Source organism: Amycolatopsis sp. CA-230715 (assembly GCF_018736145.1).
GTDB lineage: Bacteria > Actinomycetota > Actinomycetes > Mycobacteriales > Pseudonocardiaceae > Amycolatopsis.
Window position 1 is genome coordinate 4447215 of record NZ_CP059997.1, and the last position, 25663, is coordinate 4472877.

26 protein-coding genes are annotated in these 25663 nt (G+C 69.1%); 8 read left to right on the forward strand and 18 right to left on the reverse strand.

The genetic code is table 11. The features are described from left to right. Positions 1-84 precede the first annotated feature (84 nt). From HUW46_RS21205 to HUW46_RS21215, 3 genes are read right to left on the reverse strand one after another with little or no spacing between them, the layout of a single operon-like run. Positions 85-906, reverse strand: coding sequence for a YceI family protein (locus HUW46_RS21205; RefSeq protein ID WP_215548927.1), 822 nt, complete (start codon positions 904-906; stop codon positions 85-87). After that, positions 903-3545, reverse strand: coding sequence for an MFS transporter (locus tag HUW46_RS21210; RefSeq protein ID WP_215548928.1), 2643 nt, complete (start codon positions 3543-3545; stop codon positions 903-905). The genes HUW46_RS21205 and HUW46_RS21210 overlap by 4 nt, the downstream gene beginning before the upstream one ends. A gap of 4 nt (positions 3546-3549) precedes the next feature. Then, a complete protein-coding gene (locus HUW46_RS21215; RefSeq protein WP_215548929.1) occupies positions 3550-4068 on the reverse strand; it encodes a MarR family winged helix-turn-helix transcriptional regulator in 519 nt (172 codons plus the stop codon). A gap of 235 nt (positions 4069-4303) precedes the next feature. Here HUW46_RS21215 and HUW46_RS21220 point away from each other — a divergent pair, with 235 nt between their 5' ends. After that, positions 4304-4729, forward strand: coding sequence for a PPOX class F420-dependent oxidoreductase (locus HUW46_RS21220; RefSeq protein WP_215548930.1), 426 nt, complete (start codon positions 4304-4306; stop codon positions 4727-4729). 69 nt (positions 4730-4798) lie between these two features. Here the strand turns inward: HUW46_RS21220 and HUW46_RS21225 are convergent, their stop codons facing one another. Further along, a complete protein-coding gene (locus HUW46_RS21225; RefSeq protein WP_215548931.1) occupies positions 4799-5326 on the reverse strand; it encodes a TetR/AcrR family transcriptional regulator in 528 nt (175 codons plus the stop codon). An 84-nt stretch (positions 5327-5410) separates the two neighbouring features. On the opposite strand from HUW46_RS21225, the gene HUW46_RS21230 reads away from it, so the two are divergent. Beyond that, positions 5411-6892 carry an MFS transporter gene (locus tag HUW46_RS21230; protein ID WP_215548932.1) on the forward strand — a complete coding sequence of 494 codons (1482 nt, stop codon included), beginning with the start codon at positions 5411-5413 and terminating at the stop codon, positions 6890-6892. Then, a complete protein-coding gene (locus HUW46_RS21235; RefSeq protein WP_215548933.1) occupies positions 6889-8277 on the forward strand; it encodes an FAD-binding oxidoreductase in 1389 nt (462 codons plus the stop codon). Before HUW46_RS21230 ends, HUW46_RS21235 begins: the two co-directional genes overlap by 4 nt. On the opposite strand, the gene HUW46_RS21240 is transcribed toward HUW46_RS21235, so the two are convergent. The 5 genes from HUW46_RS21240 to HUW46_RS21260 all read right to left on the reverse strand — a co-directional run bounded on the left by HUW46_RS21240 (position 8274) and on the right by HUW46_RS21260 (position 11693). After that, positions 8274-8558, reverse strand: a complete 285-nt coding sequence (locus HUW46_RS21240; RefSeq protein WP_215548934.1) for a hypothetical protein — start codon at positions 8556-8558, stop codon at positions 8274-8276. The two genes, HUW46_RS21235 and HUW46_RS21240, sit on opposite strands and share 4 nt — an antisense overlap. 46 nt (positions 8559-8604) lie before the next feature. Then, entirely contained in the window at positions 8605-9312 is a 708-nt protein-coding gene (locus HUW46_RS21245) for a DedA family protein (protein WP_215548935.1), read from the reverse strand. Between the two features lie 42 nt (positions 9313-9354). After that, entirely contained in the window at positions 9355-9849 is a 495-nt protein-coding gene (locus HUW46_RS21250) for a hypothetical protein (protein ID WP_215548936.1), read from the reverse strand. Positions 9850-9868: 19 nt separating this feature from the next. After that, positions 9869-11023, reverse strand: coding sequence for an N-acetylglucosamine-6-phosphate deacetylase (gene nagA, locus HUW46_RS21255; protein WP_215548937.1), 1155 nt, complete (start codon positions 11021-11023; stop codon positions 9869-9871). Positions 11024-11114: 91 nt separating this feature from the next. Further along, complete coding sequence (locus HUW46_RS21260; protein WP_215548938.1) at positions 11115-11693, reverse strand: SigE family RNA polymerase sigma factor; 579 nt, start codon at positions 11691-11693, stop codon at positions 11115-11117. Positions 11694-11902: 209 nt separating this feature from the next. Between HUW46_RS21260 and HUW46_RS21265 the strand changes: the two genes are divergently transcribed. Then, a complete protein-coding gene (locus tag HUW46_RS21265; protein ID WP_215548939.1) occupies positions 11903-12178 on the forward strand; it encodes a YciI family protein in 276 nt (91 codons plus the stop codon). Positions 12179-12366: 188 nt separating this feature from the next. Here the strand turns inward: HUW46_RS21265 and HUW46_RS21270 are convergent, their stop codons facing one another. The 7 genes from HUW46_RS21270 to HUW46_RS21300 all read right to left on the reverse strand — a co-directional run bounded on the left by HUW46_RS21270 (position 12367) and on the right by HUW46_RS21300 (position 18839). Then, positions 12367-13317 (reverse strand): PDR/VanB family oxidoreductase, encoded by a 951-nt coding sequence (locus HUW46_RS21270; protein WP_215550011.1) that lies wholly within the window; start codon positions 13315-13317, stop codon positions 12367-12369. A 47-nt stretch (positions 13318-13364) separates the two neighbouring features. Continuing rightward, on the reverse strand, positions 13365-14240 hold the full coding sequence (locus tag HUW46_RS21275) for a metal-dependent hydrolase (RefSeq protein WP_215548940.1): 876 nt from the start codon (positions 14238-14240) through the stop codon (positions 13365-13367). Beyond that, a complete protein-coding gene (locus HUW46_RS21280) occupies positions 14237-15706 on the reverse strand; it encodes a flavin-containing monooxygenase (protein WP_215548941.1) in 1470 nt (489 codons plus the stop codon). Before HUW46_RS21280 ends, HUW46_RS21275 begins: the two co-directional genes overlap by 4 nt. A 66-nt stretch (positions 15707-15772) precedes the next feature. Then, complete coding sequence (locus HUW46_RS21285) at positions 15773-16246, reverse strand: pyridoxamine 5'-phosphate oxidase family protein (RefSeq protein WP_215548942.1); 474 nt, start codon at positions 16244-16246, stop codon at positions 15773-15775. Positions 16247-16301: 55 nt separating this feature from the next. Next, positions 16302-17189: a short-chain dehydrogenase/reductase gene (locus HUW46_RS21290; protein WP_215548943.1), complete on the reverse strand. Its 888-nt coding sequence runs from the start codon at positions 17187-17189 to the stop codon at positions 16302-16304. Between the two features lie 150 nt (positions 17190-17339). Then, positions 17340-18272 (reverse strand): aldo/keto reductase, encoded by a 933-nt coding sequence (locus HUW46_RS21295; protein ID WP_215548944.1) that lies wholly within the window; start codon positions 18270-18272, stop codon positions 17340-17342. Between the two features lie 18 nt (positions 18273-18290). After that, complete coding sequence (locus tag HUW46_RS21300) at positions 18291-18839, reverse strand: DinB family protein (RefSeq protein ID WP_215548945.1); 549 nt, start codon at positions 18837-18839, stop codon at positions 18291-18293. Between the two features lie 88 nt (positions 18840-18927). On the opposite strand from HUW46_RS21300, the gene HUW46_RS21305 reads away from it, so the two are divergent. From HUW46_RS21305 to HUW46_RS21320, 4 genes are all read left to right on the forward strand, one after another. After that, positions 18928-19749, forward strand: a complete 822-nt coding sequence (locus HUW46_RS21305) for an LLM class F420-dependent oxidoreductase (protein ID WP_215548946.1) — start codon at positions 18928-18930, stop codon at positions 19747-19749. Positions 19750-19825: 76 nt separating this feature from the next. Next, positions 19826-20695 carry an arylamine N-acetyltransferase family protein gene (locus HUW46_RS21310; protein ID WP_215548947.1) on the forward strand — a complete coding sequence of 290 codons (870 nt, stop codon included), beginning with the start codon at positions 19826-19828 and terminating at the stop codon, positions 20693-20695. A 120-nt stretch (positions 20696-20815) separates the two neighbouring features. Then, complete coding sequence (gene fbaA, locus HUW46_RS21315; protein WP_215548948.1) at positions 20816-21844, forward strand: class II fructose-bisphosphate aldolase; 1029 nt, start codon at positions 20816-20818, stop codon at positions 21842-21844. A gap of 233 nt (positions 21845-22077) precedes the next feature. Next, positions 22078-22488, forward strand: a complete 411-nt coding sequence (locus HUW46_RS21320; RefSeq protein WP_215548949.1) for a DUF3151 domain-containing protein — start codon at positions 22078-22080, stop codon at positions 22486-22488. 93 nt (positions 22489-22581) lie between these two features. Here the strand turns inward: HUW46_RS21320 and HUW46_RS21325 are convergent, their stop codons facing one another. Together HUW46_RS21325 and HUW46_RS21330 are read right to left on the reverse strand one after the other, a co-directional pair. Further along, positions 22582-23832, reverse strand: coding sequence for a sensor domain-containing diguanylate cyclase (locus HUW46_RS21325; protein ID WP_254126392.1), 1251 nt, complete (start codon positions 23830-23832; stop codon positions 22582-22584). A 277-nt stretch (positions 23833-24109) separates the two neighbouring features. Continuing rightward, positions 24110-25366 carry an MFS transporter gene (locus HUW46_RS21330; protein WP_215548950.1) on the reverse strand — a complete coding sequence of 419 codons (1257 nt, stop codon included), beginning with the start codon at positions 25364-25366 and terminating at the stop codon, positions 24110-24112. Positions 25367-25663: the final 297 nt, after the last annotated feature.

Consider the following 25663-nt stretch of genomic DNA (forward strand, 5'->3'; position numbering starts at 1 on the left):
AATCGGTTTTTCGCCATGTCCGTTATGCGAAAAAGGGGGCATTACCGCGGCTGACCCGCGGCAACGCCCCCTTTTCAAGATCACTCAGAACTCCGGGAGGGACTCACCCTGGAGCGCCTGGATGTCCAGCTCGATCTTCACGTTGGTGCCGATCGCGGCGACCCCGGCGCGCACCATCGCGTTGTAGTTGATCGCGAAGTCGTTCCGGTGCAGCTGGGTCTCCGCGTGGAACGCGGCGCGCACCCCGCCCCACGGATCGGGGCCGAACCCGCCGTAGGTCAGGTCGAGATCGACCTCGCGGATCTGCCCGTGCAGCGAAAGCTCGCCCGACAGCGTCCACGAGTCCGCGCCGCGCTGGCGCATTCCCGTGCTGGTGAACGTGATCAGCGGGTACGCCTCCACGTCGAGGAACTCCGGCGAGCGCAGGTGGTCATCGCGCATCTTGATCCCGGTGTCGATGCCGGCCGTCTTGATCTCGGCGTGCACGCTCGACTGCTCGACCGGCCTGCCGACCTCGATCCGCCCGGACACCTCGCTGAACCGCGCCTTGATGCTCGCGATCCCGAGGTGCCGTGCGGTCGCGACCACCGACGAGTGCATCGGGTCGATCACCCACGGCCCGGCGGGCGGGAGCTCGACGGCCCCCGCCACCGGCGCCAAGGTGATCTCGCCGAGCGAGGCCGTCCCGTCCGAGGCGACCTGCGCGGTCCGCGCGACCGGGGTGAACCCGGCAGCCGTGATCACCGCGGTGTAGACCCCGGGCTCGAGCGGCTCGGTCATCGCCGTGCCCCTCGCGTCCGCGGCCACCCTGGCCACCTGGCGGCCGGTCAGGTCCGTCACGGTGAGCACCGCGTGCTCGACGGCCCAGCCCTCGTTCGTGCGGAGGTCCGCGCGGAGCCCGGTCACCGGTGGTCCGCCGCGAACTCGTCGATCGTCTGGTCGTAGCCGAGCCGCACGTCGTGCGTGGACTCCCCGCCACCGGCGAGGCTCACCTGGCTCGTCGCGGGCGGATACCCGCTCGCCACGACGGTGTAGTCGCCCGCGGGCAGGTCGCTGACCAGGTACCGGCCCTCGCCGTCGGTCCGCGCCACGGCGGCGACGTTGCCTTCGGCGTCGAGCACCGTGATCCGCGCGTCCGGCACGATCCGGTCGTCGTCGGTCCGCGCCGTCCCGGCCAGCAGCACCGCGCCGGTCAGGTCGACGTCGTGGCGCAGCTGCCCGCTGTCCGGCACGGCGAGCGTCACCGCGACCGGGCGGAAGTGCTCCGCGCTGGCGACCAGCGTGTAGCTGCCCGCACCGACCCCGTGGAAGGTGTAGACGCCGTCGGCCTGCGTGATGAACGCGCCGGTGACCTCGCCGCGCTCGTCGGTCAGTGTCACGGTCGCGGCACCGAGCGGGGTGCCCTGGCCCGCGACCCGCACCAGCCCGGTGACCTCGCCCGAGCCGGTCAGCGTCAGGTCCAGCTTCGCCGGCGCGCCCGCGTTCACCACGACGCTGGAGGCCTGCGGCTGGTGCCCGGGAGCGGACACGATCAGAACGTAGGTGCCGGGGCCGGGCGTGCCGACCGAGTAGCTGCCGTCACCGCCGCCGGTCGCCCTGCCGACCTGCCTGCCGCGCTGGTCGATAAGGGTCAGCGCGGCGCCCGCGACGGACGAGCCGTCCTGCCGCCGGATGTGCCCCGCGATCGTCTGCGCGCCGTTCGAAGGAATCGAGCCGTTCACGCTTGCTCCTGCCGGTGCCGAGTTGGTGATGGGTGCCGCCGCCGGGTAGGCGCCGTGGCCGTTCTCGCTGATGCGGGAATGCCTTCCGGCACCGACCAGTTCCGGCTCCCGATCCTGCCCGTCCAGCGCCGCGTCGGCATCCGCCCACGCGTCGAACTCGGCGGTGTCCGCGTCGGTGACCGCGGCCGGTTCCTCCGCTTCGAGCAGCGCCTCGCCGCCTTCCATCGTCGCGGCCGCTGTCGACGGGCCACCCGCGAGCGGGATCTCCTTCATGAACAGCAGCACGATGAACGCCAGCACGGCGACGCCGCCCGCGACGTAGAACACCGTCGAGATCGAGTCGGTGAACCCGATCAGCACCGGCGTCTTGATCGCCTCCGGCAGGTTCGCGATCCCGCTGGTGTTGGACTGCAGGTCGCCGACCGCGCCGCCCATGCCCGGCGGGGTGTGCCCGCCGAACGCCTTGGTGATGTTGCCGGGCAGCACGTTGAACAGGACGGTCAGGAACACCGCGACACCCGCGGTACCACCGATCTGCCGGAAGAACGTGGCCGACGCGGTCGACACGCCCATGTCCCGGCGCGGGCCCGCGTTCTGCACCGCGATGATCAGCGTCTGCATGCAGTTACCGAGGCCGAAGCCGATGATGAACGCGGCCAGCAGCGGGTGCCACAGGCCGCTGTTGTACTCGACCTGCGCGAAGAAGAACGCGCCGCCCGCGATCAGCAGCGTGCCGATCACCGGGAAGATCTTGTACCGCCCGGTGCGGCTGGTGAGCTGGCCGGACAGCACCGAGGCGCCCATGATGCCGAGCATGAGCGGCAGCATCAGCAGGCCCGACTCCGTCGGCGTGTAGCCCTGCACCACCTGCATGTACTGCGGGATCATCATGATCGCGCCGAACATCGCGACACCGACGATGAAGCCACCGATGATGGCGACGGTGAACGTCGAGTTCTTGAACAGCCGGATCGGGATGAGCGCGGCGTCCTTCATGAGCTTTTCGATCACGACGAACAGCACGATGCCGACCCCGCCGATGGCGTAGCAGACGATCGCCGAAGTCGAGCCCCAGCCCCACTTCTGGCCCTGCTCGGCGACGACCAGGAACGGCACCACGCCGATCGCGAGCGCGAGCCCGCCCCACCAGTCGATCTTGTGGTCGTGCCGTTCGTGCGGCACGTTCAGCACCTTCGCCACCACGAACAGCGCGACGATGCCGATCGGCACGTTGATCAGGAACACCCAGCGCCAGCCGGAGATGCCGCCCAGCTTGTCGAACCCGGCGAAGAACCCGCCGAGCACCGGCCCGAGCACGGTGGAAATACCGAACACGGCCAGGAAGAAGCCCTGGTAGCGGGCGCGCTCGCGCGGCGGCACGATGTCGCCGAGGATCGTCATCGCCAGCGACATCAGGCCACCGGCGCCGAGGCCCTGCACCGCGCGGAACGCGGCGAGCTCGTACATCGAGGTGGCGAACGTGGAGGCGATCGAACCGGCGAGGAAGATCGTGATCGCGGTCAGGTAGAACGGCTTGCGGCCGTAGATGTCCGACAGCTTGCCGTAGATCGGCGTCACGATCGTCGAAGTGATCAGGTAGGCGGTGGTGATCCACGCCTGCAGGTCGAACCCGTTGAGATCGTTGGCGATCTTGACGATCGAGGTGCCCACGATCGTCTGGTCGAGCGCGGCGAGGAACATCCCCGACATCAGGCCGATCAGGATCGTCACAATCTGCCGGTGCGACAGCCGCGGTCCTTCCCCGTCGGACGGCGACTCAGCGGCCGGCGGCCGCTGAGTGGGTTTTTCGGTGGTGCGGGTCATGCGGTCAGGCCCCCTTGGCTTGCACCGGCGACGGGTCGTCGGCGATCTGTGGAGAGTGCTCTTCGATGCCGGTGTTCAACCGGTCGAGAAGCGTGTTCAAGGTGTGGCGGTCCTCTTCCGGCCATTCGGCCAGTACCCCGGCCAGCCACTGGTTGCGCTGCTTGCGGTTCTCTTCGAACACGCGCTGGCCCTCCGCTGTCGCGGCGAGCAGGCAGGCGCGGCCGTCCTCGGGATCGGCCTGGCGCTCGACCAGGCCGTGCTGCACGAGTGAGCTGCTCTGCCGGGAGATCGTGGAGATCTCGGAATGCAGGCCCTCGGCGAGCTTGCTCGTCCGCTGGGGCCCGTCGTGGATCAGGCTGAACAGGATCGCGTAGGCCGCGCGTTCGATGCCGTCCGGACCCTGCTTGGCGACCTGCGACTTCGCCTTGTGGAGGAGGCGCACGAACCGGACGAGCTGGTAGCCGAGCTCGTCGGCGAGGTCCAGTTCGGCCTGCGGGGTCGCGCCGTTACGGGTGGATGCCATCGCTTTGGGTCTTTCCTGTGGTTTGTCATATTTGGCGGCTGCAACTAGTTGCCTTCAGCAAGGATGCGCCCCGAAGCGATGGTTGCACAAGTCAAATAACTCCTCTGTGTCGCAAACCACGTTAGTTGATACACGCAACCTTATTTTTCGGGGCCGGTAAGTCCGGTTTGCCGGACGAGCGGGTGACTCGGTGTCGCGACGGAATGTGACCGCCGTCTCGGCGGTTGCACCCGGCATGGCGAACGACGAAGCCCTGTACGCGCTGCTCGGCAGCCGGAACCTCGGTGTGCTGGCGACGCTGAAGCGTGACGGCAGGCCGCAGCTTTCGAATGTCACCCACTTCTACGATGCGGAGAACCGCCGCATCCTGGTATCGCTGACCGACGGCAGGGCGAAGACGAAGAACCTGCGCCGCGATCCGCGTGCCAGCTACCACGTGACGAGCGAGGATGGCTGGTCTTACGTGGTCGCCGAAGGGGACGCCGAACTGTCGGCGGTCGCTGCCGATCCGCACGACGACACCGTCGAGGAGCTGATCGACCTCTACCGCGAGGTCCAGGGCGAGCACCCGGACTGGGACGACTACCGGCGCGCGATGGTCGAGGACCGGCGCCTGGTCTTCCGACTCCCGGTGACCCGCGTCTACGGCATGGCTCGCTGACGACGTTTAGCCTGCTAACTGCAGGCGGGGTGCCCTGCCCGCTGGCGACGTTTAGCCCGCTGAACGCGCTCAGGCGCCGAGGCGGGCCAGTACTTCTTCGACGTGGTGCAGCAGCGGGGATTCGGTCGGGTCGCCGAGTGCGGCGCGCAGGTAGAGGCCGTCGCCGACGAGGGCGACCACTTCGCCGATCATCGGGTCGTCGATGTGCTCGCCGAGCAGGTCGCGCCAGTCCTGGGTGCACTTGCGGGCGGCGTCGGCGACCTTCGGCTCGTGGATCAGCAGCCGGATGATCGCCATGTTCGTCCGGTACAGCGCGTGGTTCATCGTGACGTCGGTGACCGCGGTGCGCAGGTAGTACCGGACCACGCCCTCCTCGGCGCCCTTCGCGCGGTCGAGGTCTTCGTCGTTCAGTTCGAGCAGCCGTCTCGTCAGGCCGTCGACCAGCGCGTCCTTCGAGCCGAAGTGGTAGAGCAGGCCGCCCTTCGACACCCCGGCCTTCGCGGCGACGGCCTCCAGTGTGACCGTGCCGGGGCCGGTTTCGATCAGGATTTCCTCGTACGCGTCGAGGACGCGGTCGCGTGCGGACGGTTTCGGCATGACTTGACTATACCGTCCGGACGGTTTAGTTTCGAGAGGAGTCATTACTATACCGTCTGGACGGTTTATCAAGGAGAGGAAATCATGGCTGGGCGCGGGGGCAAGTGGTGGGCACTGGCGGTGCTCGTCCTGCCGATGCTGCTGATCAGCGTGGACATGACCGTGCTCGGGTTCGCGTTGCCGTACCTCGCCGAGGATCTGGCGCCGACCGGGGTCGAGCAGCTGTGGATCGTCGACATCTACTCGTTCATGCTCGCCGGGCTGCTGGTGCTGATGGGCACGCTCGGCGACCGCATCGGCAGGCGGAAGCTGCTGCTCATCGGCGCGGCCGCGTTCGGCGCGGCGTCGGTGCTCGCCGCGTTTTCGGGCACGCCCGCGCTGCTGATCGCGGCGAGGGCCCTGCTCGGCATCGGCGGCGCGACGCTCATGCCGTCGACGCTTTCGCTGATCAGGACCGTCTTCACCGACGCGAAGGAGCGCAAGCTCGCGATCGCGGTGTGGAGCGCGGGCTTCTCCGGCGGCATGGCGCTCGGGCCGGTACTCGGCGGCTGGCTGCTCGAGCACTTCTGGTGGGGCTCGGTGTTCCTGATCAACGTGCCGGTGATGGTGCTGCTGCTCGCCGTCGGCCCGTTCCTGCTGCCCGAGGCGCGCGACCCGAACCCCGGCCGCTTCGACGTGCTGTCCGCGGCGCTGTCGTTCGCGACGGTGCTGCCGATCGTCTACGGCATCAAGATGGCCGCGGAACACGGTTTCGGCTTGGTGGAATCGGTCAGCGTGGCCGCGGGGCTGGTGTTCGGCGTGGTCTTCGTGCGGCGCCAGCGCGCGCTGAAGGACCCGATGCTGGACCTCGAACTGTTCAAGAACCGCGCGTTCTCGGTGTCGGTCGCGACGAACACGCTCGCCGTGTTCGCCGTGGTGGGCCTGCTTTTCCTGGTCCCGCAGTACCTGCAGCTCGTGCTCGGGCTCTCGCCGGTGCGCGCGGCGCTGTGGATGCTGCCCGCCACCGTGGCCGGGATCGTGGGCGCGTTGCTCGCGGCGAAGCTGTCCGCGCGGTTCCGCACCTCGTCGCTGGTCGGGCTCGGGCTCGCGATGTCCGCGGCCGGGTACCTGGTGATGTCGTTCATCGGCGTCGAATCGGGACTCGCCGCGCTCGTCGTCGGGTTCGTGCTGGTCGGCGGCGGGGCGGCGCTCGCCGAGACGCTGACGAACGACCTCGTGGTCTCCGCGGTGTCGCCGGAACGCGCGGGTGCCGCGTCGGCGATTTCGGAAACCGGGTACGAGCTGGGTGGCGCGCTGGGCACCGCGGTGCTCGGCACGCTGGCCACCGCCGTCTACCGGGCCGGGGTCCCGGCGGACGCACCGGAGGCCGCGCGCGAAACCATCGGCGGCGCGGACGCGGTCGCGAGGACCCTGCCGGACGGCCAGGGCCTGCTCACGGCGGCGCGCGAGTCGTTCGTCGACGGCATGCACGTCACCGCGTTCGCGGGCACGGCGCTGCTGGTTTTGACTGCGGTGCAAGCCTTTTTCCTGCTCCGCGAACGGAGGCCGGTTACCGTTGGGGCATGAATAACGACGGTCTGGTCGCGAGGCTTCGCGACGAGCTCGGCAAGGACGCCGTGCTCACCGACCCCGATGTCACCGCCAGCTACTCGCGGGACATGATGCCGCTCGCGCCCGGCGGCAGCCCACTCGCCGTGGTGCTGCCGACGGGCGTCGAGGGGGTGCAGGCCGTGGTCAGAGCGTGCGCCGAGGCGAAGGTGCCGATCGTGCCGCGCGGCGCGGGCAGCGGGCTTTCCGGTGCCGCGAACGCGATCGACGGCTGCGTGGTGCTGGTGCTGACCAAGCTCGACCAGATCGTCGAGATCGACGCGGGCAACCGGCTCGCCGTGGTGCAGCCGGGCGTGGTCAACCTGGACTTCCGCGACGCGGTCGAAAAGCACGGCTTGTTCTACCCGCCGGACCCGTCCAGCTACGACTGGTGCACCATCGGCGGAAACCTGTCCACGAACGCGGGCGGGCTGTGCTGCGTGAAGTACGGCGTCACCACGGATTCCGTGCTGGGACTGGAAGTCGTGCTCGCGGACGGGTCGCTGTTGAAGACCGGGCGCCGCACCGTGAAGGGCGTCGCGGGCTACGACCTGGCGAAGCTGTTCGTCGGCTCCGAAGGCACTCTCGGCGTGATCACGCAGGCGACCGTGGCGCTCAAACCGTTGCCGCAGGCGCCCGCCACGCTCGTCGCGGGCTTCACCTCCACCGAGGCCGCTGGCGAGGCCGTCGCGCGCGTGGTGCGCGAGGGGCTGGTGCCTTCGTTGCTGGAGATCATGGACGCGGCGTCGATCAAGGCGTCCGAGGCGTACCTGAAGACCGACATCGGCGCGGGCTCCGACTGCAAGGCGTTGCTGCTCGGCCAATCGGACTCCGGTGGCGAGGTCGCGCGCCGCGAACTGACCGCGCTGGAGCAGATCTGCCTCGACTGCGGTTCCGACATGACGTACGTGACCGACGACCTCGCCGAAGGGAACATGCTCCTGCAGGCGCGCCGGGTCGTGCTGACCGCGCTGGAGCACTACGGCATCTGGCTGACCGACGACGTGAGCGTGCCGCGCACCAGGATCGCCGAGCTGATCGCTGGCTGCGAGCGCATTTCCGAGGAGGTCGGCCTGCGCATCGCGGTCGTCGGGCACGCGGGCGACGGCAACATGCATCCCACGATCGTCTACCAGCCCGACTCCCCCGAAGAGTTCGAACGCGCGCGGACGGCGTTCGACGCGATCCTCGAGATCGGGCTGTCGCTCGGCGGCACGGTGACCGGGGAGCACGGCGTCGGCAAGATCAAGCGCGAATGGCTCGCGAAGGAGATCGGGCCGGTCGGCATGCGGGTGCACCGCCAGATCAAGCAGGCGCTCGACCCCGAGAACCTGTTCAACCCAGGATCGATGTTCTCGCTTTAGGGTCGCGTGGGGTCGTAGCAGGTCACGTACGCGGTGACCTGCCAGCTGCCGTCGCTGTACTGGTACGAGCTGTGCCCGCTTTCGGAGCACTGCCCGTACTTGTACCCGGCAGAGTAGCCCTGCTGCTGCGCGTAGTAGACGGCCTGCGATTCCGCGAACGCCTCGGTGCTGCCGTAGGCGATCGCGGTGTACTGGTTCATCGCGGCGGCCGCGATTCCCGCGCCGCCCAGGGTGATCCCGGCGGCGGCGAACACGACGAGCGCTTTCCTGGTCTTCGTCATGGCGCGGACACTACGAGTGATCCCCGGGGAGCCCTCCCGGAGCTGATCAGTCGCGGATGCGGGGGATGCGCTGGGTGACCTCGGCCTGGCTTTCCGCGTTCTCGGCGGCGAGCTTCTTTTCCTTGCGCGCCTTGAAGTACTCGAGCACGATCGGCACCACCGAGACCAGCACGATCAGGATGAAGATCGCCTCGACGTGCTCGCGGATGAACGAGATCTGGCCGAGCAGCGCGCCGAGCACGGTGATCCCGGCTGCCCACAGGATGCCGCCGATCACGGTGTAGGTGAAGTAGCGCTTCGGGTCCATCCGGCCGATGCCCGCGATCCAGGTGATGAACGTCCGCACGAACGGCACGAACCGCGCCAGCACCACGGCCTTCGGGCCGTGCTTCTCCAGGAACGCGTGCGTCTTGTCCACGTACTCCTGCTTGAAGAACCGCGAGTTCGGGTTCTTGAACAGGACCGGGCCGAGGCTGCGCCCCGCGTAGTAGCCGACCACGTTCCCGAGCAGCGCCGAAACGGTCACCAGCACGCACACCAGCCACAGCGGCGCGTGGATGCTGCCCGACGCGATGAACAGGCCCGCGGTGAACAGCAGGGAGTCACCGGGCAGCACCGGGAAGATGCTGCTCTCGATGAAGATGACGAGGCAGAGCCCGACGATGACGTACGCCCCGAACTCGTTGAGCAGGTACTCCGGGTTCAGGTAGTCGGTAATCGAGGCCAGCGTGGTCGTGGTCTGCGCGAGGATCACGACAAAAACGGTACAGGCCTCACGCTGAGTGCGGCCGGGTGGTCAGACCAGGGTCAGCAGCCCGATGATCGAACCGGCCGCGAGCCCGAGCAGGACGGCGACCAGCAAGATCCAGTACGCGGCCAGCGGGCGGCGGACGACCGCGGGCTGGACCGGTGCCGTGCGCGCCACGCCGTTCGTCGGCGCGTCGGCGTCCAGCGCGGCCCGTTCGCGTTCGAGCGACGAGGCGTCGGCACCGGACAGCAGGCCGTAGCTCGTCGGGGGCGGCATCTGGCCGCCTACCCCCGGCAGCGGTCCCGGGGCGGGGGCCAGTCCGGGCATCGAGCCCGAGTTGACGCCCGGCATCGACGTCGAGCCGGAGAACAGCCCCGGTGGTGGCGGCCCGGGGTCGGCCGCGAGCGAAGGTTCGCTCGGCGACGGGACAGGCCCCGGCGCTGATGCGAGCGGTGGCGGGGCGGGCTCCGACGGCGCGCTCCTCGCCTGCGCCTTCAGCGCTTCGGCGAGAAGCTTCTCGGCTGGGTCCTCGGCCTCACTCACGAGACCAGGGTAACCAGCCTCAGCCCTTCGGGTCCGGCACCCATTCGCCCCGGCGCAGGACGCGCGCCGGGTGCAGCTTCTCGTCGAGCACCACGAGGTCGGCGTCAAGGCCCGCGCGCAGCGATCCCGTGCGGTCCGAGACGCCCAGCAGCTCCGCCGGCCGCGTGGCCGTCGAACGCACCGCTTCGAGGATGTCCAGCCTGCTGCATTCGACGAGGTTGCGGAACGCGCTGTCCATGGTGAGCGTGCTCCCGGCGAGCGAGCCGGTGTCCGCGAGCGTGGCGACACCGTCGGTGACGTCCACGTCGAGCCTGCCGAGCGTGTACGAGCCGTCGGCGGCGTCGGTCGCCGACATCGCGTCGGTGATGAGCACCGTGCGCCCGCGCCCGGCGTGGTCGGTGACCAGGCGCAGCACCGTGGGGTGGATGTGCACGAAATCGCAGATCAGCTCGATGGTGATCCGCTCGTCGTCGAGCAGCGTGCCCACCGGGCCCGCTTCGCGGTGGTGCAGCGGGCGCATCCCGTTGAACAGGTGCGTGGCGACGGTGGCGCCGGCGTCGATGGCGGGTCTGATCTGCTCCTCGACGGCGTCGGTGTGCCCGATCGCGGCGATCACGTCCGCTTCGGCGAGCTGCCGGACCGCGCGGACGCCGCCGTGCAGCTCGGGGGCGAGGGTGACCATCCTGATCCCGCCCTTGCCGGCGGCGAGCAGCTTGTCGACGGTCGCCGCGTCCGGTTCGAGCAGCGCGGCGGGGTCGTGCGCGCCGCAGCGGGCCTCGGAGATGAACGGGCCTTCGAGGTGGATCCCGGCCAGCTCGCCGTCGGCGACGAACTCGTTCAGCACCGCCACCTGCTCGCGCAGCGCGGACACCGGATCGGACACCAGGCTCGCGAGCATCGTCGTGGTGCCGTGCCGCCGGTGCGCCTTGATGGCGTTCCGCAGTTCCTTCTCGTCCCCGCTGGAGAACGAGCCACCGCCCCCGCCGTGGCAGTGCGTGTCGACGAACCCGGGCACGACCAGCGCGCCGCCGACGTCGACCCGCGTCGTCTCCGGCGGGGTGCCGGTGCCGATCCCGGCTATCCGGCGACCGGAAACCCTGACCCAGCCGTCCTCGAGCAGCCCGTCCGGGCAGGCGATCCGCCCACCCGCGATAACGAAGTCTCCAGCAGCCATCACGCCTCCAGCATATTGGTCTAAACCAAGCTGGTGGGGTGGAACCCTGTGGTTCGTTACGCGGCAGTGCCCTGAAGCTGTCCGGTATGCCCTAGTTAGGGGATGCCATCGCCTTTTGCAACGCTTCCAGGGCCCTGCTCGCGGTGGATTTCACGGTGCCCTTCGAGATGCCCGCGGCCTCCGAGATCTCCGCCTCGGACAGGCCGCCGTAGTACCGGAGCACGAGCACCTCGCGCTGACGGGGCGGCAGCTTGCCCAGCGCGCTCACCACGGCCTGGTGTTCGGTGGACAGCATGGCAAGGCTTTCCGCGGAGCGCGCGTTGACCGCGTGCGGCGGGACGTACTCGCGCGCGGTCTTCCGGCGGCGGAGCACGCTGCGAGACCCGTTGACCACGGCCGTGCGCAGGTAGCCGACGGCGGCCGCGGCATCGCGCAGGCTCCCCCAGTTCCGGTACAGCCCGGTGAACGCCTCCTGCACCACGTCCTCGGCCGTCGCGGGCTCGTCGACCAGCAGGATCGCGAGCCGGACCAGGCGCATCCGGTGCTGGCGGTAGAGATCCTCCAGGGTCAGCGGCGCGGCCGCCGGTGCGGGCGCCGGCGCGGGCCCGTCGATCGTGCGTAGATGCCCGAGAGTCCGTTCGACGCTCTTCTCGGCACTACCCTCCGCCATGGATCCCCGCTCGTGCTCGACTCGGACTTGCCGCGTGTGCTTCACACCTGTCATACGCAGAGACAGCCTATCGGGTTGACCGCGTCCCGCCACAATCCGCGTTGTGGGATCGCCTACTGCGCCGCCGGCAAGGAAGCGCCGAAGGTACCGTCACCGGTGTTGGGTTCCCGTTTGGCCGGTCGTGGTCCGGCGCGCTTCTGGAGGGGTTCATGGCCTGGTTCCTGGTGGAAATCCGCTACGTGCAAGAAAAACTCGACGCTGTGCGGCCGAAGCACCGCGAGTTCCTCGGCAAGCTCGCGGCCGAGGGCGTGGTCGCCGTCGCGGGCCCGCTCGGCGACAACACCGGCGGGATCACGCTGTACCAGGCCGAGGACGAGGCGGCGCTGCGGGAAATCATCGACACCGACCCGTACTTCCTCGAGGGCGTGGTCGCCGAGCGCTCGATCCGCGAGTTCAAACCCCTCATCGGCGCCTGGGTTCCCTAAGACTGTTTCGAAGTGCTTTGCGTGGCGGTGCGGGTAGCGGAACCTCAGGCGGCCCCTCACTCCGGGATCTCCACCTTATGACCGCCAGGTCACCACGGTGGAGCTGTCCTCGCGAGGAACCACCTGAGAACCCGCGGCGGTGCAAGGTGACGGCCCACTCAAGTGGCTCCGCCACTTCGATAAAGGCCCTAGAGGTCGAGCGCGATTTCGCAGCGGTCCACGCAGATCCGTACTCCCTCGCCGGTCACCGACGGCACTTCGCACGTTCCGCAGAAGCCTTGGCGGCACGAGTACGCGAGGCCGGGCAGGGTTTCGCGGAGCACGTCGAGCGTGGACCGGTCCGCGGGCACGTCGACGGTGATCCCGCTGCGCCGCAGTGCGACGCGGTACGGCTTGCCGCCGACGATCGGCGGCGTGGAGAAGCGCTCGAAGAAGACCGGGTGCCCGTCGAGCGCCGCGTCGAGCCGGATCCCGGTCAGCATCGGGATCGGCCCGCACGCGTACACGGGTGCGCCCGGCGGCGCGCCGTCGAGCAGTTCGGCGCCCGAGGCGGGGATGCCGTATTCGGTGTCGGGCCGGATCCACACCCGGCCGGAGCCGGTGAGTTCGCCGAGTTCGCCGAGGAACGGCATCGACGCCAGGTCGCGGCCGGTGTAGACCAGTCGCCAGTCGGCGCCCGCGGCCGCCGCGGCGCGGACCATCGGCAGGATCGGCGTGATCCCGATCCCGCCCGCGACGAACTGGTAGCGCTCGCTCGCGACGAACGGGAAGGCGTTGCGGGGCCCGCGAACGGTCAGCTTCGTCCCCTCGCGCAGCGAGTGCACCTCGGCCGTGGCCTCGCCGATCCGGCGCACCGCGACCCGGTAGTGCGTGCGGTCGTCCGGGTGGCCGCACAGCGAGTACTGGCGCACCAATCCCGACGGCAGTCCGAGGTCGAGGTGCGCGCCAGGCCTCCAGCGCGGCAGCAAGCCGCCCGCGGCAGGCGCGAGCCGCAGGCTGACCACGCCGTCGGCTTCCGGGGTCACGGCTTCCACGACCATCGGCAGGTTCCGGTCGACCGCGCGCACCGGCGGCCGCCGCTTCCCGCTGGCCACCGCGAGCCGCCGGTACACCGCGACCGCACCGGCCACAGTGGACATCAACCGGTCGCGGCGCGCGCTGCCGTCGAGCCGCGTGGGGAATTCGTTCACTTCGGCGCGTCGGCCGCCTGCGCGGCGGGTGAGCCTGCCAGGTAGGCCACGGCCTGGTCGGTGTTCCCGGTTTCGGTCGGGTGGTAGGTCCGCCGGAAGTACGGCCTGATCTCCCGGAGCAACTGCCTCCCGGTGGGCAGCAAGCCGCGTTTAGCGGCCGAACGGTAGGCGCGGAAGCTCGCCCTGCCCGGTCCGGTCGGGTCGTTGCGCATGAGGAACTTCGTGCCGCGCAAGAAGATCCACGCCAGCACCGGGGTCACCAGCGCCATGCTGCGCACGCGGCGGCCGTAGCGGCCGTCGAGGTGCATGAACAGGTCGAAGGCCACCGAGCGGTGTTCGACCTCTTCGGCGCCGTGCCAGCGAAGCAGGTCCAGCATGGTCGGGTTCGCTTCGGCGAAGTCGAGCGCTTCCGCGTCGAGGATCCACTGCCCGAGGAACGCGGTGTAGTGCTCGATGGCCGCGATCGCCGCGAGCCGCTCGATGAGCCACTCCTCGCTCGCCTTCGGCGACAGGTCGCGGTCGCCGAGGATCTTGCGGAACATCCACTCCATCTGCGCGATGTAGGGCCGCACGTGCAGCCCGGCTTCTTCGAGGTGCGCGGCCGCGCCGTCGTGCGCCTCGGCGTGCATCGCCTCCTGGCCGATGAACCCGAGCACGTCCTCCTTGAGCCGCTCGTCGCGGATCAGCGGCACGGCCTGCTTGAACACCTCGACGAACCAGCGCTCGCCCTCGGGCAGCGCGAGGTGCAGCACGTTGATCGTGTGCGTCGCCTGCGATTCGCCGGGGATCCAGTCCATCGGCAGCTTCGACCAGTCGAACTTGACGTTCCGCGCGTGCAGGACGATCTGCTCGTGCTCCTCGGCCGCGGTCACTTCGCCCGCCCGCTCAGCTCGTAGTCGCTCGGGTCGACCTTGCGTGTTTCCGCCCAGTAGCGCCAAGCGAATCCGGGCCAGATGGTCCGGTTGACGCCCTTCGCGTCGAGGTACCAGCTCTTGCAGCCGCCCTGCGTCCACACGCCCTTGACCAGCTTGTCCTGGATCTCGCGCTGGAACTCGTCCTGCACGCCCGGCCGGACGTCCAGTGCGGCGGCGCCCCGCGAATCGGCGAGCTTGATCGCGTCCACCACGTACTTCGACTGCGACTCGATCATGAACACCACCGAGTTGTGGCCGAGCGCCGTGTTCGGGCCGAGCAGGAAGAACAGGTTCGGGTAGCCGGAAACCGTGACGCCCTTGTGCGTCTGGATCCCGCCCTCGGACCATTCCTTCGCCAGGCTGCGGCCGTTGACACCGGTGATGTCGAGGTACTCCAGCGCGTCGGTCACGTGGAAACCGGTGCCGTAGATGATCGCGTCGACCTCGTGCTCGACGCCCGCGCCGTCGACGACGCTGTGCTCCTTGACCTCGCGCACGCCGTCCGTGTTGACGTCGACGTTGTCGCGGGCCAGCGCCGGGTAGTAGTCGTTGGAGATCAGCACGCGCTTGCAGCCCATGGTGTAGTCGGGCGTCACCTTGCGGCGCAGCTCGCGGTCCTTGATCGCCTTGCCGATGTTGCGCTTCGCGAGCAGGCTCGCGAGCTTCATCAGGCGGTGGTGGCCGTTGAACCCGATCGCGCGCGCTTCGAGCATCCAGAACAGCAGGTTCCGGTAGAGCCGTTGCAGGCCGGGGACGTACTTGAAGGCCGTGCGCGCCCAGGAAGGCATCGCGTGGTCCGGTTTCGGCATGATCCACGGCGGCGTCCGCTGGAACAGGGTCAGCTCGGCCACCTCGGGCGCGATCTTCGGCACGAACTGGACCGCGCTTGCCCCGGTCCCCACCACGGCGACCTTCTTGCCGCGCAGGTCGAACCCGTGGTTCCACCGCGCCGAATGCCACGTTTCGCCCGCGAAACGTTCGATGCCGGGCAGCGCGGGGATCTGCGGGATGTGCAGGCCGCCGACGCCGGCGACCAGGAACCGGCCGACGAACTCCTCGCCGGTCTTCGTGTCGACCCGCCACTGCCGCTTCTCGTCGTCCCAGTGCGCGCCGGTGATCTCGACGCCGAACCGGATCCGCTCGCGCAGCCGGTACTTGTCCGCGACGCCGCGCAGGTAGGCGAAGATCTCCGGCTGCGGCGAGAACGACCGCGACCAGTCCGGGTTCTGCTCGTAGGAGAACGAGTACATGTGCGACTGGATGTCGCAGGCGCAGCCGGGGTAGGAGTTGTCGCGCCAGGTCCCGCCGACCTCGTCCGCCTTCTCCAGGATCACGTAGTCGCGGATACCGGCCTTCTCGAGCTGGATCGCCTGCCCGAGCCCGGCGAACCCGGTGCCCACGATCACGACCTTGACCTCGGTCATCTGCTGGCCTCCGCTGCGGTGGGGAAGGTTTCGCAGATACACGTTACCTGAAGTAACAGTTACTGACTAGTAGGTGCCGCCGAGCTTGGTGTGATCCCAGGTCACGAGCTTGGTCGGGGTGAAGACGAGGCCGACTCGCTTGGGTGCCTGGCCCTCGATGAAGGCCTTCAGCTCGTCGGGCACCGGGTCGCCCGGCTTCGCGCCCGCGTAGCGCTGCATCAGCGTGATGCCGATTTCGACCACCTTCGCGGTGTCCGTGACGATCTCGACGTCGGTTTCCATCGAGATCCCGCGCAGCGATTCGTAGCTCTCGCCGTCCTCGATCAGCACCGTCGCTTCGGGCAGCCGCCGCAGGTTGGCCGCCTTCTGCGAGCTGCCGTAGGTCCAGGTCGCGACGCCTTCGCCGTGCGGGAAGTACCAGAGCGGCGCCAGGTGGGGGCGGCCCTTGGGGCCGATCGTGGCGACGTTGATGACCTTCTGCTCGGCGAAGTACGCCCTGACCTCTTCGGGGGACATCCGGATCTGGTCGCGACGGGACATGCGCACGCTCCTGTTGTCGGGTGGACAACAGAATGCCCCCGGCGTGCTTCCGAGATCAACGCTTAGTGGCGGCCCGTCCGCCGTGCCCGGTCACCGAGGACTCGTACGCGCCGCGTTCCTTGATGTCCGCCAGCGCGGCCTTGTCCGCGGCGGGCACCCTGCTGCGCGAACCGAACTCGATGATCGGCGGCAGGAACGCGCGGATCAGCTTGAGCCCGCCGACCCACTTCGGCGCGTGGATCGTGCGCGCCCGCTTGAGGATTCCGTCCTCGATGCAGTCCAGCGCGACGCTCAGCGGGTAGGTCTTGCCGATCAGGCCCGGCATGCTCGCGCGCAGCTTCCCGAACACCGGGTGCGCGTCGGCGCTTTCCACCAGGTCCGTCTTGATCCAGGTCGGATGCGCGACGCCGACCTTCACGCCGAGGTGCGCGACCTCCGGGCGGAGGCTGTTCACGAACGCCTCGACGCCGGCCTTGGCCGCCGCGTAGTTCGCCATCGCGGGCGCGTGCGTGATCGCGGCGAGCGAGGAGATCGCGAGCAGGTAGCCGCGGCGCTCGATGATGTAGGGCAGCGCGACCCGGAACGTCCGCCACACGCCGAGAAGATCGACCTCGATCACCTTCTCGAACGCGCGCGGGTCGACCGAGCGGACGAAGCCCGAGGTCGCGATCCCCGCGTTGGCCACCACGATGTCGATCCCGCCGAAGTGGTCCACGACGCCCGCCATCGCGCGCTCCAGCGCGTCCCAGTCGGTGACGTCGGCTTCCCACGCCTTCGCGGCGGCGCCGATCCGGTCGGCGACCTTCTGCTGCTCCTCGGGTTCGAGACCGACCAGCGCGATCTTCGCGCCGCGCGCGGCCAGCCGCTCCGCGAGCCCGGCGCCGATCCCGCGCGCCGCGCCGGTGATGAGCACGACCTTGCCGTCCACGTTGACCTGAGCCACGGTGCCCTCCAATTCACGCTGGTGGAGCGCACCGTACCTCAACCTACTCCCAGTAGGCTACTGGTGAGTACCTAACGGTCGAATGCCGTGATGGCCATCATGACGGCACTCAGCGCCGTCATGATGGCCATCAGGGACTTGGCCTCGGGGTCAGGCTGAGGCGTCGGAGAGGGCGCGGATCTCGGCGTCGGTCAGGGTCAGTTCCGCCGAGGCGATGAGGTCCTCGAGTTGCCGCAGGTTCCGCGCGCTCGCGATCGGGGCGGCCACCGTGGGTTGCTGCCGCAGCCAGGCGAGCGAAACCGCGGCGACCGAGGTCTGGTGCGTGGCGGCCACGTCGTCGAGCGCCGAGAGCACGCGCTTGCCGCGTTCGTCGAGGTATGCCTGCGCGCCCTGGGCTCGCGGGCTGTCCGTGGTCGTCTCGGCCGAACGGTACTTTCCGGTCAGAAAGCCTTTGGCGAGCGCGTAATACGGCAACGTGGACAGGCCCTCGCGCGCCACCAGCGGCGCCAGGTCCTTTTCGTACTCGCGTTCCACGAGGTTGTAGTGCGGCTGCAGCGCGACGAACCGCGCGAGTCCTTCACGGTCCGAAGTGGACAGTGCTTCGGCGAGGCGGTCCGCGGTGTAGTTCGAGCCCGCGATGTAGCGCACCTTCCCGGCCCGCACCAGTTCGTCGAAGGCGCCAAGGGTTTCTTCGAGCGGGAATTCTTCCTTGTCCCGGTGGACGTAGTAGAGATCGATGTGGTCGGTGCGGAGCCTGCGCAGCGAATCCTCGGCGGCGGCCTTGATGTTCGCCGCGGACAGGCCGGGCCGTTCCGCCCACGAGCCGACCTTCGTCGCGATGACCACGTCGTCGCGGCGGCCGCGCTTGGCGAGCCAGTCGCCGAGCACCGTTTCCGACTCGCCGCCCGAATTGCCCGGTGCGAACGCCGAATAGACGTCCGCGGTGTCGATGAAGTTGCCGCCCGCGCCGGTGTAGGCGTCCAGCACGGCGAACGACTCGGCTTCGTCCGCGGTCCAGCCGAACACGTTCCCGCCGAGGTTCAGCCCGTACACGTCGAGGTCGCTGTTCCCGATCTTCGTCATGCCTCGAACGTAACCCCGCTACTGGCCGATGCGCCCGTCAATTCTTTCGCGCAGCAGATCCGCGTGACCGTTGTGCCGCGCGTACTCCTCGATCAGGTGCACCAGCACCTCGCGCAGCGAAATCGCACCGAAGTGCGGATCGTGCCCACGGAGGCCCAAATCCGGCGCGTCCGCGACGAACCGATCGGTGAACGCCGTCTCCTCGCGCCAGAGCCGCCACGCTTCTTCGACGACCAGCGGATCGGCGATCGCGCCGTCGAAGTCGCCGTCCGGGGCGTCCTCGGTGCAGAAGAGCTTCGGCACGTCGAGCGCGGCCATCCGCGTCCGGAACCACATGCGCTCCATCTCGGCGAGGTGCCGCACCAGCCCGAGCAGCGACAGCGAGGACGGCTCGACCGCCCGCCGGGCGAGTGCGGCGGCGTCGAGGCCGCCGCACTTGATTTCGAGGGTCAACCGCTGCAGCCGCAGGTATTCGGTCAGCGTCCCGCGCTCGTCGCCGAGGCGGGGGCCGTCCTCCCTGGGGTCCTGGTCGAGGTCGAGGAACATGTCCGCGCGCCGGGTCGCCATGGTCGTCGATGATGAACTCCCGGCGAAGAAGCCGCCACGGATTTTCCCCGGGGAATGATTCCGCCGCGCCGCGTGGTTGCATCGGGGTATGACTGTGAGCCTCGGCAAGATCGGAATCTGGCAGCACGAATCGCTCCTCACTCCGGAGGTGGCCGCCGAGCTGGAGGACCTGGGGTACGGCGCCATCTGGATCGGCGGTTCGCCCGACGGGTCGCTCGGCATCGTCGACCGTCTGCTGGACGCGACCAAGACGATCCCGGTGGCCACCGGGATCGTGAACATGTGGAAGGACGACGCCGCCACGGTGGCCGCTTCCTACCACCGGATCGCGGACCGCCACCCCGGCCGCTTCCTGCTCGGCGTCGGCATCGGGCACCCGGAGCACACCCAGGTCTACCAGAAGCCGTACGACAAGATCGTGTCCTATTTGGACGAACTGGACGAGGCGGGCGTGCCAGCCGAAGAGCGCGTGCTCGCCGCGCTCGGGCCGAAGGTGCTGAAGCTGTCCGCCGAACGCGCTCGCGGCGCCCACCCGTACCTGACGGTTCCCGCGCACACCAAGGAAGCGCGCGAAATCCTCGGTGCGGACAAGCTGCTCGCGCCCGAGCAGAAGGTCGTGCTCGACACCGATCCGGATCGTGCCCGCGCCGTCGGTCGTCCCGCGATCGAGCTGTACCTGGGGCTGGACAACTACGTCCGCAACCTGAAGCGCCTCGGCTACACCGACGAAGACGTCACGAAGCCCGGCAGCGACCGGCTCGTCGACACGCTCGCCCTGCACGGCGACGCCGCGACCATCGCGCGCGGCCTGAACGCCCACCTCGAAGCGGGCGCCGACCACATCACCGTCCAGGCCAGCGGCAGCGAGCCGCTGGCGACCTACCGCGAGCTGGCGAAGGTCCTGCTCTGACCGGCGGGCGGGGGCGGTACGCCGTCCCCGCCCGGTGTTTGACCTCCAGCGAGGTCGAGGTTCTACCGTCGGAACCATGACCGAGATCTGGCACGGCGAGCAACTCGACCTCGACGCGTACCTGGCGAAGATCGGCTTCACCGGCGAACCGGAACCCACGGTGGAGGCACTGGCGGCCCTGCACGCCGCGCACGTCGGCGGCATCGGGTTCGAGAACGTGGACATGCTGCTGAAGCGCCCGTACCGGCTCGGCGTCGAAGACCTGCAGGACAAGCTGGTGCGGCGGTCGCGCGGCGCCACCTGTTCCGAGCACACCACCTTGTTCGCCGCCGCGCTCGACCGGATCGGCTTCGGTGTCACCGGTCTTTCCGGCCGGATCCTGATGGGCAGCACCAAGATCCGCCCCGCGACACACGGCTTGCTGCGCGTGGAAACCGCGGAAACGGCGGACACCGGCCGGGTTTGGGCCTGCGACGTCGGTTTCGGCGGCGGGCCGCTGGCCCCGATCGAACTCGCCGACGGCGCGGAAGCGTCACCAGGGGTGTGGCGCTACCGGTTGGCGCGGGGCCGCACGGAACTCGGCGGCGAGCGCTGGACCCTCAGCTCGGTGCGTGACGGCGCCTGGATCGACGTCCACGCGTTCACCCTCGACCCGCGCTACCCCGCCGACTACCAGCTGACGAGCCATTTCATCGCGACACATCCCAAGTCGCCGTTCGCGGGCAGGCTCTTCGCGCAGCGGATGCTGCCGGAATCCTTGCTGATCCTGGACGACACGCGGCTCACCGTGAACACACCCGAAGGCGTGCGGGAAGAGCGCGCGATCGAACCGCGCGAGCTCCCGGCGACGCTCGCGGACAGCTTCGGTGTCGCGCTCGACGCCGACGAGGCGGCGGGCCTGGTCGCGTTCCTCGAAGCGAAGCGGGAGCAGGATTCGGCGGCGTAGCGCCGAAACTCCTGGTACCGAGGGTGCCGGTGCGGCGTGTGGGCGCGGGCACGGTGTCCACCCCCCGGCCGACCTCGTACGATTCGGCCTGGACGCACCCTTGTTTCGAGGAGGACAACGATGCCCATCGCCACCCCCGAGGTCTACGCGGAGATGCTCGACCGGGCCAAGGCGAACGAGTTCGCCTACCCGGCCATCAACGTGACCTCGTCGGAAACCCTGAACGCCGCGATCCGCGGGTTCGCCGAGGCGGAGAGCGACGGCATCATCCAGTTCTCCACCGGCGGCTCCGAGTTCGCCTCCGGCCAGAAGGTCAAGGACATGGTGGTCGGCGCCAGCGCGCTGGCCGAGTTCGCGCACGTGGTCGCCGCGAAGTACGACGTCAACGTCGCGCTGCACACCGACCACTGCCCGAAGGACAAGCTCGACGGCTTCGTCCGCCCGCTCATCGAGATCTCGGCCGAGCGCGTGAAGAACGGCCAGAACCCGCTCTTCCAGTCCCACATGTGGGATGGCTCCGCGATCGACCTCGACGAGAACCTGGAGATCGCGCAGGAGCTGCTCGCCAAGACGGCCGCCGCGAAGATCATCCTCGAGGTCGAGATCGGCGTCGTCGGCGGCGAAGAGGACGGCGTCGCGAACGACATCAACGACAAGCTGTACACCGCCGAGGGCGACTTCCTGAAGACCATCGACGCGCTCGGCGCCGGTGAGAAGGGCCGCTACCTGCTCGCGGCGACCTTCGGCAACGTGCACGGCGTGTACAAGCCCGGCAACGTGAAGCTGCGCCCGGACGTGCTCAAGGGCGGCCAGGCCGCGGCCGCCAAGAAGCTGGGCCTCGCCGACGACGCGAAGCCGTTCGAGCTGGTGTTCCACGGCGGTTCGGGTTCCACACCGGAGGAGATCCTGGAGGCGGTGTCCTACGGCGTGGTGAAGATGAACGTCGACACCGACACCCAGTACGCGTTCACCCGCCCGATCGCGGAGCACTTCTTCAAGAACTACGACGGGGTCCTCAAGATCGACGGCGAGGTCGGCAACAAGAAGGTCTACGACCCGCGCAGCTACCTCAAGGCGGCCGAGGGCGGTATGGCCGCTCGCGTCGTCGAGGCCGCGCAGAACCTGAAGTCGGCGGGTCAGAAGCTCTGAGCTTGGTCCAGACCACCGGGCCGGGCACGGTCTCCGCGACCGTGCCCGGCCCGATGGCTGGGGTTCACTCGTCAGGGTGGTGAGTTTGCCCGGCACCCCGTCGGCGCGGCATCGTGTTCGCCGATGATGTCGAAACGTGTGGTCGCGGCCGTGATCGTGTTCGCGCTGGTGCTCGCCAGCGGCAGTGTGCTGGCCGGGCTCTTCCTCGGCTGAGGGACGGGCAGAATGGCGGTATGACGCACAACCTGCTGGGACCGGAGCCGACCCGCCTGCCCGAGCACACCGCCGCGCAGGCCGCACTGGACGCGGGCACGGATCCCGCCGAGGTCGCCGCCGAGCACCCGTACTACAGCGAAGCCTGGGCCACGCTCGCCGAGAAGGCGTTCGACGCGGGCGAGACCGTCGCCGCGTACGCCTACGCCCGCACCGGCTACCACCGCGGGCTCGACCAGCTGCGCCGGGCGGGCTGGAAGGGCTTCGGGCCGGTGCCGTGGGAGCACCGCCCGAACCAGGGCTTCCTGCGCGCGCTCGCCGTGCTGGCCAAGGCCGCGCGGAAGATCGGCGAGACCGAGGAATACGACCGCTGCCGCACCTTCATCACGGACTCGGACCCGGCCGCCGCCGAAGCCACCGGCCTCTCCTGACCCGCGAGCTCGTCCGGCCGCTGCCCCGAAGGTGGCTTGCGGGGCATCTGGCGCCCCGAAAGCCACCTTCGGGGCATGCGCCGTCCGCGTAGATCAGGCGGCGGCTTGCAGGGGCGGGGCTTCGGTCATCGTGTCGAGATCCGGCGAGGCCACCACGCGGTTCCGCCCGCTGCGCTTGGCCGCGTAGACGGCCGCGTCCGCGGCGGCCAGTGCTTCGTCGAGCGTCTTGCCGTCGACGGGGAAGGACGCGACCCCGATCGACGCGGTCAGCGTGTCGATCACCACCGGGCTGCCGTCGTTGGTGTGCGTGTGCACCACGAGCTGCCCCACCAGCTCGCGGATGCGTTCCGCGGTGGCCACCGAATCGCGCTTCGACGAGTTGGCGAGCAGCACCACGAACTCCTCGCCGCCGAACCGGCCGGCGAGATCGTGCGCCCTGGTCTGCTCCTTCACCAGCGCGGCGACGGATTTCAGCACGTCGTCGCCGGCGAGGTGGCCGTAGGTGTCGTTGACCTTCTTGAAGAAGTCGAGGTCGATCATCAGCGTGCCGAACTCGGAGTGCTCGCGAGCCGCCCTGGACATCTCGCGCTCCGCGGCGTCCTTCCACGACACCGCGTTGAGCAGCTTGGTCTTCTGGTCCGTGGTCGCCAGCTCCTCGAGGTGCTTGACCAGCACGGACCGGTGCAGCATGTGGACGGGGAACAGCACGGTCAGCGCCAGCAGCGGTTCGTGCGGCAGCACGACGACGAGCAGCCCGCCGAGGCACAGCGTGGCCAGTTCGAGGACGTTGTCGTCCCAGCTTCCGGCGCAGGTCTTCAGGTCCGGTTTCGCACTGGAGCCGAGCCGCAGGCCGAGGCCGGTCAGCACACCGTTGAGCAGGAAGCTCGCCGCGACGCCCGCCGCGATGGTGCCCGTCGCGGAGACGGATCCGGACAGCGCGTGCGAGACCGCGAAAGCGCCGTAGCAGGACAGGATCACGTTCGTCGCGTTCGCGAGGAGCAGGTGCGGCGACCCGGGCCTGATCCCGGACCAGGTCCGCCTGCCGAGGTAGGCGTAGACGAGCAGAACCAGCACGGCGGTCACCTGCGGCGGCAGGAGCAGCGCGGCGGGCAGCGTCCACACGGAGGTCATGTTCATGTGCGGACCGGCGCTCAGGATGCGGCGCTGCCGCTCGATCTTGCGGCTCACCTCGGTCTGGATGACCACGAAAGCGACCAGAATCCCGAATATGACGAAATGCGACCGCTCGATGGCGACGGTCGCGGTGGCGTGGCCGACCAGGGCGATCATCGCGATCATGGTGGTCAGCGTGTATCCCAGCCAGGGCAATGGCCGTTCGGTCACGGCCCAGTGACGGTTGGGTACCGGTTGTTCACGTTCCGTAGATTCCCCCGATGTGCTCATTTGTCCCCCAAACCCTTGCGCTTACACCGCGAAGATGCTCATGTACGGCCAGTTTCTACCGAGCTGCGGACTGTCGGCAAGAGCCGGGGGTGTGTATTTTCATCGTGGCGTCGATGAAAGGTGGCCATTATGCGCGGCAGGGATCAGTGAACTGGGGCGCTTACCAGCGCTAATACGGGCCACGTCCACAGGGGCGGCGCTTCAAGATTAATCTCGCTCAGGCGGGTCCTGTGGACGTGGCACCACTGACCACCCACTCGTGGTGCGTCGCGCGACTTTTGCGCCAGGCCAGTGCGAGCGGGATCGTGAGCACCAGGCCGGCCACCCCGAACACCCCCACCGCGCGGCTCGCGCCGAGGTGGTCCGCCAGCAGGCCGCCGACCAGCGGGCTGAGCCCGATCACCGTGGTCATTCCGGTGTTCGACAACCCCATCGCCTGCGCGCGCTGCTCGTCGGGGACGGCGAGGGTCAGCGACGCGGTCGCCTGCATGAGCGCCACGGTGCCGAGCGCGCCGGACAGGATGAACAGCAGCACGGACCAGACGAGGCCGGGCGAGAAGAAGCACATCAGCATCGGCACCGCGGCGAGCACCGACAGCGCGCCGGTCAGCTTCGGCCGGACCGGTTCGGGCACCCAGCGCGTGAACAGGAAGACGCCGATGACGCTGCCGAGCGGATCGCTCGCGAGCAGCAGCCCGACCGCCTGCGAACCACCGCTGAACGCCGACGCGTAGGGCGCCGCCAGTCCTTCGTAGACCGGGAGCATGCCCATCACCCAGGTGAACAGCACGAGCACGCGCAGGGTGGAGTTGCCGAAGATCAGCTTCCCGCCCTGCCCGATCGAGCTGAAGAACGGCTTGCGCTCCTCCTTGCTGACCGCGGCGGGGCGCGCGGCGAGGCCGAAGCGGATGCACAGGGCGGACAGCGTGAACGTGGCCGCGTCGATCAGGAGCGCGATGTGCGGGTCGACGGTCGCGATGAGCAGGCCGCCGCCGCCGAACCCGATCAGCTGAGCGGACTGGATGGTCATGTTGCGGATGCCCATCCCGACCACGAAGCGGTCGCCGGTGAGCACCTGCGGCAGCAGCGCGAGCTGGGCGGCCTTGAACGGCGGGTTGAGCAGTGACACGCCCGCGACCAGCAGCGACATCGCCCAGAACGGCAGCCCCGGAATGGCGACGGCCGCGATCAGCAGGGTGCGCGTGAGGTCGACGGCGACCATGACGGCGCGCCGGGGGAACCGGTCGGCGAGCCCGCTGAGGAAGATCCCGCCGAGCAGCGACGGCGCGAAGGTCAGCGCGTAGGTGAGCCCCGTCAGCGTCGCCGAGGAGGTGCTGCGGAACACCAGCACGGACAGTGCCACCCTGGCCAGCTGGTCGCCGAAGACGGACAGCAGCTCGCCGAACCACATCGCGCGGAATTCGGCCACGCCGAAGACCTCTTTGAAGGTGGTCCGTCCCTTTCCCTCGGCCATCCGCAGCCCCCAATGCGTAGTCGGGTTAGGACGCTCCGCGACTTTAGAACCACGTTGTAACGGCCCGGTCACGAAGTGTCAGCGGCCCAACCAGTTTCAGCCGAGGACGGTCGTGTGCGGTAGGGCCGTTCGGCCGGGTATCCGGTCAGGAATTCACTATCAAAGCAGAAACCTCGCGCACCATGGTGCGACTCCCCGGCTACAGAACGATGTCACCAGGAGGGGTCGTCCCCGGAAGTCCGGTTCACGATCGGGCAGCTTGGCATGATCCCCCGCGGGTCTCGGCAGGCACGGCGG